The following is a 12002-nucleotide window of genomic DNA, read 5'->3' as shown; positions in this document are numbered from 1 at the left end:
AAATGCGGTTCATGCAAAAACAGGTTTTTCGGCTGGGATTTTCATTGCTAGTGGCTCTTTGGTTGGTGGTGGGGGCTTTTGTCCCACCAGCCGCGGCTTTGACGGATGAGCAGAAATTAGTTTCAGAAGTTTGGCGAATTGTCAATCGCAATTACCTGGATGAGACATTTAATCATCAAAATTGGTCTGCGGTGCGGCAAAAGATTCTGGAGAAGCCAATAAAAAACCCAGAAGCTGCTTATGCAGCGATTCGGAAAATGCTCCAGACTCTGGGGGATCCGTTTACAAGGTTTTTAGACCCCGAGCAGTACCGCAGTTTGCAGGTGAATACTTCTGGTGAACTGACTGGGGTAGGGTTGCAAATTGCTATCAATCCCGAAACCGGTAAGCTGGAAGTGGTGACTCCTATCATGAACTCGCCAGCAGATTTAGCAGGGATTAAACCCCGCGATCGCATTGTGAAAATCGAAGGGCTTTCTACAGATAATTTAACTCTTGACGAGGCAGCTGCCAAAATGCGCGGTCCGATTGGTAGTTCTGTGACACTTTTGATTTCACGGGATGATAGCGCAGAACAAGAGGTGAAAATAGTACGCGATCGCATTGAGCTGAATCCTGTAGTCGCAGACCTACGCTTTTCTCCCCAAGGTACCCCCATTGGCTATCTGCGTCTAACTCAATTCAACGCTAATGCCTCTATGGAATTAGCCCATGCTATTTCTAGTCTAGAGAAAAAAGGCGCGGCTGCCTATATTTTAGATTTGCGGAATAATCCTGGGGGGTTATTACAATCAGGAATTGAAATTGCCCGTCTGTGGTTGAACTCCGGTACTATAGTTTACACCGTCAATCGCCAGGGCATTCAGGGCAGTTTTGAATCCTTTGGCCCGGCTTTGACAGATGACCCCCTGGTGATTTTGGTAAATCAAGGTACCGCTAGTGCTAGTGAGATTCTCGCCGGCGCGCTGCAAGATAACCATCGTGCTACCTTGGTGGGGGAAACTACTTTTGGTAAGGGTCTAATTCAGTCTCTGTTTGAATTATCCGACGGTTCTGGCTTGGCAGTGACCATTGCTAAGTACGAAACACCATCACATCGGGATATTAATAAATTAGGAATTACCCCAGATCAGGTGATTTCCCAAGAATCCATTACCCGCACACAAATTGCTACCCCAGACGATTTGCAATATCAAGGGGCGCTGGAATTATTGAAAACAACTTCTGTATTTGCTGGGGTCGATACTGGGGTTAATTAACACAAACTCCCAGATAGCTCCCCGATTTCTTGCACAAGTCGGGGAGCTGATTGATTAATTAACACGTGAATTATCAGTTACTTGAGATAGGGGCGGCACTCATGGTAACACAGGTATTAACAAGGCGTTGGTAAGCATTATCTATTACATATTTTCCTCTGAGGAAACCTGTGTTAGCACCGGGACAAATGTACTGGAGTGTTTCGGCTGTGAACCTTTCTCGGAGTAATTGCCAACTTTTAATTTGTCTAGACCAATGAAAGGTTTTAGCTGTGCGAAAAGCTACTGGCTCCCCTGTGGGGTCAGGTACTAAATGACGACCGGAAAATAACACCCCCCCCAAATCACTGTAGTACAAACAAGATGAACCGGGAGAATGTCCAGATGTCCAAATCACTTCAGCTGTGGAATTAAGTCTAAATTCCTGGGTAAAGGTGGTCAAGGTTAATCCAGGTAGTAAATAGGCTTCTTGCTCTTGAATCAGAACTTCACAACCAAAGGTTTTCTGAATTTGTGCTGTTTTACCAATAGCACCTCGATGAGTCAGAAATAACCAACGCACGCCACCATGCGATCGCAAAAAATCTTGATTTATGGGGTCATTAGCCGGAGAATCTATGAGAATATTGCCCTCATTTCCTACAATAAGATAAGAGGTTCCCCCTAATGTGTCCCGATTGGGCGGGAAGGCAAAGATCCTATCTAGCACCGGACGTGGTGGTTTCGCTGTCTGATTTGGCTGTTGAGGTAAGGCGCACATGAGTAAAAACCGAAAGTGTGGAAAATTAGGTGACAGAATTGAACTTATTTTTCAATTAATTAAGTTCTGTTAACTGTTATGGAATCGGGTTCAAAGTCAACCGGGTGTGTTTCCTCAGCAGGTTCTCCCCAGGAGAAGGCTATGGTGACAACACGGGAGTAAGACATTTCTGCCAAATTACTGAAAATCACATGACATTTTGGTTCCTTCTCCTACTGGGAATAGCTACTTATCTGATAGTGCAGCGCAGCGTCGCTCAGATCACCCAGACTCCAGTCTGGTTGCTGTGGTTGGTGTTAATGAGTCCAGCTTTGATATTGAGCGGATGGACTCTGATTTATGGAACCGAACAACCGCCGCCATCATCACTGATTATTTGGCCATCAATTATCTGCGTTCTGTTATACTGGGTGTTGTTGGAATGGGGTCGGAGAAAGCCCAGAAATACACCCACTCAACCCCAAGATATTAGATCACAATCGGCAATCCATCCTACCGCAGAACCAGTACCAGTGCGACCCATTGAACCAACCGAAGAAATTCAATTGAGAAATTGTTTTCCCTGGTCTGTATACTACATCCACAACATTGAGTACAAACCCCAGGCGATTATCTGTCGGGCCAGATCAGAACTACACCTACTCAAGCTTATCAGCAGATTAAGGCCAATATAGAAGCGGAATTTGGCGATCGCTTTCTGCTGATTTTCCAAGAAGGTTTCAATGGTAAACCTTTCTTTATCCTTGTACCTAACACTCAAACCGCTAGAAATCCTAGTCAGCCACAGAAGATCACACGCCCAGGATTCGCTTTATTTTTGCTAGTAGCCACTTTAATTACTACTACTCTAGTGGGGGCTAGCATCGCCGGCTCTGACCCACAACAATTAGTATCTGACCCCAGGATATTCTGGCAAGCATTACCCTATTCCCTAGGTCTGATGACTATTTTGGGCATCCACGAACTGGGTCATTATTTGACGGCGCGGTACTACCAAATTCGGGCAACTCTGCCTTATTTTATACCCCTCCCCTTCTTTTTGGGCACCTTTGGCGCATTTATTCAAATGCGTAGTCCTGTTCCTCACCGCAAAGCTTTATTTGATGTCAGCATTGCGGGGCCATTGGCAGGTTTTGTCATCACTGTACCTATACTATTATGGGGTTTGGTGAATTCGGAATTGGTTCCTCTGACTGACCAAGCAGGACTGTTCAACCCGGAAGCTCTCAACCCCAAATCTTCTATTTTATTAGCATTGCTATCTAAGTTAGCATTAGGGAGCCAGTTAACCTCAACATCAGCAATTAACCTTCATCCCCTGGCCATAGCCGGTTTTCTGGGGCTAATCGTCACAGCCTTGAATTTGATGCCCGTGGGACAATTAGATGGGGGTCACATTGTCCATGCGATGTTTGGGCAAAGAACCGCCATGGTCATCGGTCAAATTTCTCGCTTATTACTGCTAATACTTTCTTTGGTGCAGTCAGGATTTTTGCTGTGGGCAATTATCTTATTCTTGATCCCCTTGATTGATGAACCGGCTTTGAATGATGTCACCGAACTGGATAATAAACGTGACATTTTAGGATTGATGGCCATGGGATTGTTAGTAATTATTGTCCTACCACTACCCCAGATGCTGTCAAACTTATTACAAATGTGACATCCTCCTCAAAATACCTCACCGCTAAACCCTGTCCTTCGAGGCTATCTATTACTTTTTGTCAAGAGTGTTGCATTTTTCAAATCTCGAAATCCTTATTTGATAAGCTTTTCAAGAATGTTTTGCAAGATGTAAGTAAGGTATAACCTCGAAGGAGAAACGAGTAAGAGAACTAACTAGAGGCGGAATTGGCTGTTTCTGATGCTTTTGCAGCCGATGCACCCATACGGATTTCCGATGTAAAGGAAGCCATACTAAAGCCGCCAAAACGCTTAAGGACACTCACCCGCATCCGTAAATTCGGACTAGCGAACCATAAACGTTCTTCACTAGACATGGTTTCATACTCTGTTAAGAGAGTTAAAGCCCCATCGCTACCCATTTTATAGGTTCCAGCGACGGGGGCTTTCTCGGCATAACCCATTTCTCGCAGTAATTTACCTTCATGGGGATTATTCTCATCCGGTACGGTAACTAACACAGTAGAGCCGATGTGTTTTTCTTCGTCCCATTCCATGGTACCATTCCAGGTGACTCTGGCACCACAGGAGGCTTTACTAGGGGCAATTTCGTATTGTTCACACAGTTTGATCACCTCGGGATGATCGGCGGCTAGACTCTCAATTAAGATGTCTGATTTGCCATCTTCAGATTGTTTAAAGGCTAAATGGTGACTAGTACGGTGAGAAAACCATTTACCAGCACTCAATTCAAAAAATTCTTCAATATTCATAAATTAAATTACCCTGCAACAATAAGGTCACACATCCCAGGGTTGGGATTAAGCTTTTAAGGTTTGTTTTTCCAGCTTTTCCAGGGAAATCCTCGACGCTTGTGCAACGTTGGGATGCCGATCTTTTTCTAAGTATTTTAAAGCAGAAATACTCTTATTAGTAGGAAGATTTCCTAAGGCTTCCGCCAGGCCTTGGCGCACTAACCAATCATCTGACTGAGCAAAGCGCAGAATACTATCTACAGAATCAATATCTTGTATTTCCCCTAGTGCGGAAATTGCGGCTTCTTGTAATACGGTTTCGCTGCTATTTAAGGCTTGAATTAAAACATCATCGGCCCGTGGATCTTTGATATTTCCCAAGGATACAGCAGCACTAAAGCGCACGAGCCAGTCAGTATCTTCATAAAAAGTCCTTGCTAGTACCTCAAAGGCTCTAGGATCACCCAAATATCCTAAAGCACCCGCTGCATCGGCACGTATACCATAATCTGGGTCATTTTCCAGAATTTTTACTAAAATTTCATAACATTCGGCTGTGGGTTTCACTCCTAGGGCAAATATTGCCATAGAGCGCAGTTGCAGCGATTCGTCATTCAATACTTTTTTAATTAGGGGTACTGCGTCTTCCGGGGATATATGACGCAAGCTAGCTAGGGCTACCATGCGATCGCGTAAATTGGCACTTTCTAGTTGAGTAGAGATTTCCTCTAAGGGTATAGCAACCATTTATTTTAAAGGGCTTTGTTTATTTATCTTTACTTTAACTGATTTCCGATCCAAAAAAGCTAACTAATGCTAACAAAAGTCGGCTTTTTCTTCTGTGTTTCACCCTAGCAGTGTCGGCACTATCTAGTCCACAGGCTAACACGATCAATCTGACCGCTTCTTTTTTTAAATTAATCGCCGCGTTTAAATCTCTGTCACTCTCAAAGCCACAACTATCACATTTAAACACTCTTTGAGATAATGACAGTGATGATTTCTTTTCTCCACAACTTGAGCAAGTCTTACTACTGGGATAAAATCTATCCACAATTACTAACTTACTGCCATACAGTTGTGTTTTATATTCCAACTGCCTTCTAAATTCATAAAAGCCCATATCGGCAATAGCTTTTGATAATTTCCCATTCGCTAACATCCCAGATACATTTAAATCTTCTATCCCTATCACCGCGTGGTTTTGGCTGATATAGGTGGTGATTTTATGTAATGTATATTTTCTGATATTAGCTATTTTTTGGTGTAATCTCGCTATTTGGATTTGGGCTTTTCTATAATTATTTGAACCTCTGAGTTTATGTCGGTTCAAATATTGCATTCTTGCTAATTTAGATTCATACTTTTTATAGCTTTTTACTCCATCATAGATTTCTCCTGTTGATAACGTTGCTAGATGATTTATGCCCAAGTCAACTCCTACAAAGTCTTGTTTTTTAGGTGTTTCATTGGTTATCACCTCCAGTTTCCACGAGATAAACCACTTATCAGCTTGTTTACTGATGGTGACAGATTTCGGTTTATATCCAGTCGGGAGAATTTCATAAGTTTTTAGCCAACCAATTACGGGTACTTTGATTTTTCTATAATCAATTTTTATTGCCCCATCTAAGGTAAAAGAATCATGTCTCCCTTTTTTCTTAAACTTAGGAAAGCCTTTACTTTTTTTGAATAAGGATTTAAAGGCATCTGACAGATATCTTAATGCGTATTGAGGGGCGCATTTAGAAACTTCATAATACCAAGGAAGGGTAGATTTAATGGCTGCTACTAACCATTTATGTAAATCTATAGCTGTGGGAAATTTGATTTTGTCTTGAGGATTAAGTTTGTTATGTAATAATACCTGTTGACAAAGTGCTAAACCTTGATTCCAAGCGTGTCTGGCTACTCCTGCGTGTTGCGCCAGTAGTAGTCGTTGTTGCTTGTTAACTTTGAGTTGAGTTTTGAATCCTAGTAGCATTTTGTCACAAAGCGAAAAGATGACAGGAAGTTTTGAGTAAATGTGAGTATTTCTTAGTATTAGTTAAGAAAACAGGAACTAGCTACTAAACCTTTTGATGTTGTCACCATGGCCACTTAGGAATTTGCTACTATTGCGGGTCAATGATAGCGGAGGAACAGCCCCCAGATTGATTCAGGGGGCAAAAAAGCAATATCCCACAGGTTTTTTATTGAATTTACTCAGCTAAAGCCCTGCTGGTAACTGCTCGTTGTAACTGAGCCAAGGCGCGATTGTAATCTAAAATAGCTGTAATTCGATTACCTTCAGCTCTTGTTAAGTCGTTTTCGGAGTTAATCACATCAGTTTGAGTACCTACACCGGTTTGGAATCGCAACCGAGCCAAACGCAGAGCCTCTCTAGCCTGTTCTAAAGCAGCATTAGCAGTTTGGACATTTTCTAAACTAGCGCGCTGGGTAGAAAAAGCTTGTTCAACCTGGAAGCGGATTTGGTTGCGCTGTTCACTAAATTGAGTTTCCGCGATCGCCACATTAGTTTTTGCTTGAGCAGCGCTAGCTTTGGCGGCTCCACCATCGTACAAATTCAAACTAGCCCTAACTCCCACAGAGTAACCATCAGTAAGGCTAACACCATCATCGAATTGATCTAGCAGGTTATAACTAGCAATGAAGCGCACTTGAGGACCTAGGGATGCAAGTGCTTCTCGCTGCTGTTGTTCACTGATGTTACGTTGTGCCAATTGCTGTTGAAGTTCTGGGCGATTTTGAAACGCTAACACAATGCTAGTTTCTAAGTCTCGGTTCCACAGACCAGCCAATTGCACAGGATCAGCCGCACTCAGATTTATCGATTGTGGCACACTCAGGCGAGTCGCGAGAATCCGACGAGCAATTTCTTGCTGGGAGCGAGCATTAGTCAGTTCTTGCTGGGAGTTAGCCAGGTTAACTTGGGATTGCAAAACATCAAATCGTGTACCCACCCCAGCCCTTTCTAAAGCTTGTGCATCTCGTAAACTGGCCTGGGAATTTTCCACAGCAGATTGGGCGATGCGTACTCGTTCATCTGCTTGTTGCAAATTGTAGTATTCCGTAGCCACATTCAAGCGAATTTCTTCCGATTGGCGTTCTACAGCCAACTCACTGAACTTTAACCGCTCTTCGGCCTGTTTAATGGTAGCTTGCCGTCTCCCAGAGGTAAACAGGTCATAGCTCAGTTGGGCTTCTCCTCTAAAAGAGGATATAGTTTCCGCTCCTGGCTGAGGTATACCTGTTTGTTGCTCTGCTTGATTGATCGCCCGCTGTTGGTCAGCAGACCGGCCGCGATTGACATCAGCACTAAGACCCAGATTGGGCAACAAAGCAGCTTGCTCCTGGCGTAGGGCGGCTTGAGCCCGTTCTAGCTCCAGTAGAGACACCTGTAAATCTCGATTGTTGCGCCTTGCTAGTTCTAAGGCCTGTGCCAAGGTAATGGGCTGATTAGTTTCCAGTCTTACTTCCTCTGGTTTAGTCGGAAATTGCAGAGGGTTGGGACTAGGAGTTAGGTAATCAGGAATTTCCACGCTATTCGTAGGGGTAAATTCCACATTTTCCACTGGAGTGATATTTTCCCCCGTGGTTACAGGTGCAACATATTCAGTTCCTGGTGAGGGAAAAGTTAATATACCCCCAGTATTGACCAATCCTGAGTTGGTTTTGCTAGCAGATGAATAACTCCCAGCAATCAAGTTCTTAGTTCTGGATGGAGGGAGACAGCCACTAATAGCTGAACAACCATGTACCCCCAGTAATTTTGTTGCTCTTGCGCCGGTGACCGCAGTCGGTAGAATTGTCGATAAATGAGTTTGCTGTTGTTTACCGGTCGCTGTTGGTTGCTGTAAAGCCGACAGGGTAAAACTGACTGGCTGGGTAGAAGTTCTGGGTGAGACCACAGTCGCCACAACAGTTTGATTTAATTTATTCCCTGAAGTACCGACTTGAGTTGGTTGTTGATGGTTTTGAAAATGGGCAAAATTCTGCCCATGTGTGACACCGACTTTACCTTCATCTTTTTGAGAGGGCTGATGTTCTACAGGTGTCCCAGTCTTTTTGCTCAAGCTGGCTGGATTATTCTTACTACTTGAAGACTGTAATTGCAGTCTAGTTAACTCAGATTCTGGTACTACATCTGGAAAAACATCCGCATTAGTATCACGCATTTGGGTATTAATATTGTCTCCCAGCCAGGTTTGACTGTCAGGAAAGGTCAAGACCCCTGCAGAAGAGACAATTGGTGTACCGCTCACTGTCGTCGCCAAAGCAGTTTGGGTTGTTAATACTGCTGCTGTGACGCCAGGTAAGAAACTATAAAATAAATATTGTCCTTTCACCGCATCCCCTCACACGAAAATCAATACTAGGGGCAGAAAACCCGTCTTATGAGCCGAATATAGCACGATCCTTAATTTCAGTATGGATTACCACGACTCTAAATTGGGGAGTCGGAACTCGGTTTGTTGTCAAAACGTTGCACTATGCGAGATAGTTCCGCCTTTTCATCGATACTAACCCGGGTAGGCGCACCACTAATAATTCGTTCGTAGTTACGGAAAGAATCTTTAATTTCCGGACCATCAGCAGTAATATTGTACTCACGGATACCTTTATCGTGCCAGGAACCCCGCATTTTAAACACATTAATCGCCCGTGACATTTCACCCCGAATCTCTACGTACTGCAACATCAAAATCGTATCAGTAATTGTGGAAATATGGGAGTCTGTGATGGAATGTGATCCCAGAAATTGGTCAGTTGTGTTGGTAAAAAAACCGGTGATTTCTTCTTGTTTCGCATAACCAGTCACACCAATGACAAACTGGCGAAAGGCATTATTGCTGACTCCTCTGGCTAATGCTGACAGGGAGTCAATGGCAATGCGAGATGGCTTAAACATAGCAATTTCTGATTTAATAATTTGCAAGTGGTCTTCTAAACCAGTTGATTCAGGATAAGTACAAATTATTTTCAGTAAACCTTGACGTTCTAAGTCTTCAAAGTCAATTCCCCAAGAGTAAGCATTACGAGACAGTTGGGCGCGCGATTCTTCATAAGCAAATAATATTGCCTGCTCACCATTGATGCAGCCATCTTGCAAAAATTTACTCACCAATAAAGTTTTACCAGTTCCGGTGGCTCCCGTTGCCAAAATAATAGAATCTTTAAAGAAACCACCCCCACACATTTTATCTAGGGTTTCGACTCCCGAGGATACTCTGATATTAGAGGAGCGCTGGGTTAAGCGCATGGCTCCCAAGGGAAAAATATTAATTCCTCCATTGGTAATTGTAAAGGGATATTCCCCTTTCATATGAGTTGTACCACGCAATTTGAGAATTTCAATTGTGCGGCGCCGCCCGTTCTCCTTCTAAAACGTTACGCACAATTACTACATTGTCGGAAACAAATTCTTCTACTCCAAATGAAGCAACAGAACCGTATTCTTCACTACGTTCAGTAGTAATTATAGTTGTGACGTGTAGTTGCTTGAGACGGGCCACAAGACGGAAAATCTCTCGCCGCACTACTCCCATGGCTTCATACTGCTGAAATACGGCTGTGATGGAGTCAATTGATACTCTTTGGGCTTTGTATTTGCGAATTGCATATTGCAAACGCTCAATCAGGGCTGAAAGGTCAAAGTTACCTACAATATCTTGACCTTCGGGATCCGGTGAAGCATCCAGAATAAATAACTTACCTTCGTCAATTAGCTGTTGTAAATTCCAACCGAAAATTTCCGCATTTTTAATAATGTCACCGGGGGATTCTTCAAAGGTTACAAATACACCCCCTTGATCAAATCGGGTAATACCGTTATAGAGAAATTGCAGTGATAATAAGGTTTTACCTGTGCCAGATGTACCACTAACTAAAGTAGTTCTACCAACGGGTAAACCTCCGTGGCTAATGTCATCAAAGCCCTCTATCATCGTGCGAATCTTTTCTACCCCAACCAAGGGGTTGTTGTTTGGCGTTGCTTGGTCTTTTTCGCTCATTGCTTACTAGGATATGGGTTTTATACCCGCTTTTTATATTAGTAAAATTGGTGATTTGTTAGAAAATTTGTATGATGAACCCTTGTTTATTATTCCCAATATTCTTCGCCCAGTTCTTCATAAAGTAAGTCTAATCCAATCAATACCCTTTCTCTGTCTGATAAGTCACCAATGATTTTGCGCACCGGTGGAGGTAAAATTTTAGATAATGTTGGGGTGGCTAAGATTTTATCTTCTTCGGCTAGCTGGGGGTTCTTTAGGACATCAATTACTTTTAAGGCATATACACCTTGAAATTCTTGCTCTAAAATGTTTTTAAGGATTTTTAAGGCTCGAACTGAGTTGGGTGTGTTTCCAGCTACATAAAGCTTGAGAACATAGGTTTTTTTGGATTGATTCATCTGACAAATTTACTCTCTTTAGAGATTGAACATCTATAATGTTCACACAGGTGAGCGAGGATATCTATTAGTGCTAGGCGATAATCAAGTAATATTTCGTCGCTCCTTCCTTCTAGCTTTAGTTGTGTGGAAAAGTCTTCAATTAATTCCATATGAAATTCAAGGATTTGTGGCACAGGAATATTAGCACAAAATACTGCATTGATAAATTTATCGATTTGTTCTTTCAGAGTTTTGTCTGGGGTGAAGTAATTGAGAAGAATATGGCGGTAATCTGATTTTAGTTGTTGTAACAATACCTGCCGATCAACTTGAGTCATCTGCTGAAAGAAGTGCTGTGGTTTGTGCTTCTGACATGGAAATACATCAAAATGTTTATTAGTAAAATTTTTATTAAGATATTCTCACCATCACCTCAGTAGGTAGTAGATTTTAACAGTGGTAGTAGTTCTACTCTGGGGGCGAAGTAGTTAGTCTGTGGTGTCATAGTTCCAAGGCCTAATCTGTCCTGCTCAACTCGACTTGAATGGGTAGTTGAGCCGGATGATCTAATTTTTGGCAGTGGAAAAATCAATATGAGTAGTAATATCATCTATATACTGATATATCCGTATACTGATATATAATCTTGGGAATATCTATGTTAGATGTGAATCACACCTCTAAACTTCTAAGTTGATGTCTAGTTGTGTATTCAAGTGGCGATTTCTCTTTGAGAGAAGGACTCATATCAACATCATATCAACCTCAGGTTGTTGCACCAGATACACTGTAGTCAGTGCTGGGGCTTCATAGTTTATTGATGAAGCCTAGTAGTTTTTCCATCAAGATACATGAATTAGTTGAGCATAGACTTATGTATATTTCCTCATGTATGGATACAGTAGTTTTACTATAATCTCCGTGTCGTGGTTGCCGGCAAATTTATGAACAAAGACCAGAATCTGGCGGTCGTGGGCGGACATATTGGGGAAATTGATTCCCTTTTACCCTTTGGCGGTGAGACAAGTAGTACTGATGCATTTCCATGTATGCTTGTAACTCCTGTTACTCCGGTAATGTTAGTGACCAAAACGGTTTAAGATGACTAACTATGCAAACTAGACTTCCTCAACCCCTGTAAGGATGTTTAAGAGTTTGCATAAGGGGAGCAGAGAAATGGCGGGAGCATTACAAGGTATGTCTTGAAA

Annotated in this window: 8 protein-coding genes and 2 pseudogenes; 2 read left to right on the top strand and 8 right to left on the bottom strand. The window is 42.5% G+C overall.

Features of this window, described 5'->3' with window-relative positions; translation table 11 throughout:
• The first annotated feature begins 2 nt into the window (after window positions 1–2).
• Window positions 3–1259 (top strand): carboxyl-terminal processing protease CtpA, encoded by a 1257-nt coding sequence (ctpA, locus tag AC6IZ0_RS09700; protein WP_271732025.1) that lies wholly within the window; start codon window positions 3–5, stop codon window positions 1257–1259.
• Window positions 1260–1332: 73 nt separating this feature from the next.
• Here the strand turns inward: ctpA and AC6IZ0_RS09695 are convergent, their stop codons facing one another.
• Window positions 1333–2019, bottom strand: a complete 687-nt coding sequence (locus tag AC6IZ0_RS09695) for an MBL fold metallo-hydrolase (protein WP_497725919.1) — start codon at window positions 2017–2019, stop codon at window positions 1333–1335.
• Window positions 2020–2210: 191 nt separating this feature from the next.
• Here AC6IZ0_RS09695 and AC6IZ0_RS09690 point away from each other — a divergent pair.
• Window positions 2211–3682: pseudogene (locus AC6IZ0_RS09690) on the top strand (site-2 protease family protein).
• Window positions 3683–3854: 172 nt separating this feature from the next.
• Here AC6IZ0_RS09690 and AC6IZ0_RS09685 read toward each other — a convergent pair.
• The 7 genes and pseudogenes from AC6IZ0_RS09685 to AC6IZ0_RS09655 all read right to left on the bottom strand — a co-directional run bounded on the left by AC6IZ0_RS09685 (window position 3855) and on the right by AC6IZ0_RS09655 (window position 11132).
• On the bottom strand, window positions 3855–4415 hold the full coding sequence (locus AC6IZ0_RS09685) for a phycobiliprotein lyase (RefSeq protein ID WP_497725918.1): 561 nt from the start codon (window positions 4413–4415) through the stop codon (window positions 3855–3857).
• Window positions 4416–4463: 48 nt separating this feature from the next.
• Window positions 4464–5144: a HEAT repeat domain-containing protein gene (locus tag AC6IZ0_RS09680; protein ID WP_497725917.1), complete on the bottom strand. Its 681-nt coding sequence runs from the start codon at window positions 5142–5144 to the stop codon at window positions 4464–4466.
• A gap of 34 nt (window positions 5145–5178) precedes the next feature.
• On the bottom strand, window positions 5179–6381 hold the full coding sequence (locus AC6IZ0_RS09675; RefSeq protein ID WP_497725915.1) for an RNA-guided endonuclease InsQ/TnpB family protein: 1203 nt from the start codon (window positions 6379–6381) through the stop codon (window positions 5179–5181).
• A gap of 217 nt (window positions 6382–6598) precedes the next feature.
• Window positions 6599–8746: a TolC family protein gene (locus AC6IZ0_RS09670; RefSeq protein WP_497725914.1), complete on the bottom strand. Its 2148-nt coding sequence runs from the start codon at window positions 8744–8746 to the stop codon at window positions 6599–6601.
• A 98-nt stretch (window positions 8747–8844) separates the two neighbouring features.
• Window positions 8845–10411 (bottom strand): annotated as a pseudogene (gene kaiC, locus AC6IZ0_RS09665) (circadian clock protein KaiC).
• An 89-nt stretch (window positions 10412–10500) separates the two neighbouring features.
• Window positions 10501–10812 carry a circadian clock protein KaiB gene (kaiB, locus tag AC6IZ0_RS09660; protein ID WP_271734779.1) on the bottom strand — a complete coding sequence of 104 codons (312 nt, stop codon included), beginning with the start codon at window positions 10810–10812 and terminating at the stop codon, window positions 10501–10503.
• Entirely contained in the window at window positions 10809–11132 is a 324-nt protein-coding gene (locus tag AC6IZ0_RS09655; protein ID WP_271761085.1) for a circadian clock protein KaiA, read from the bottom strand. The genes kaiB and AC6IZ0_RS09655 overlap by 4 nt, the downstream gene beginning before the upstream one ends.
• Window positions 11133–12002: the final 870 nt, after the last annotated feature.

This window comes from Anabaenopsis sp. NIES-4685 (assembly GCF_059725405.1).
Note: the sequence above shows the minus strand (reverse complement) of the source record. Positions and strands in the feature narration are given on the sequence as shown.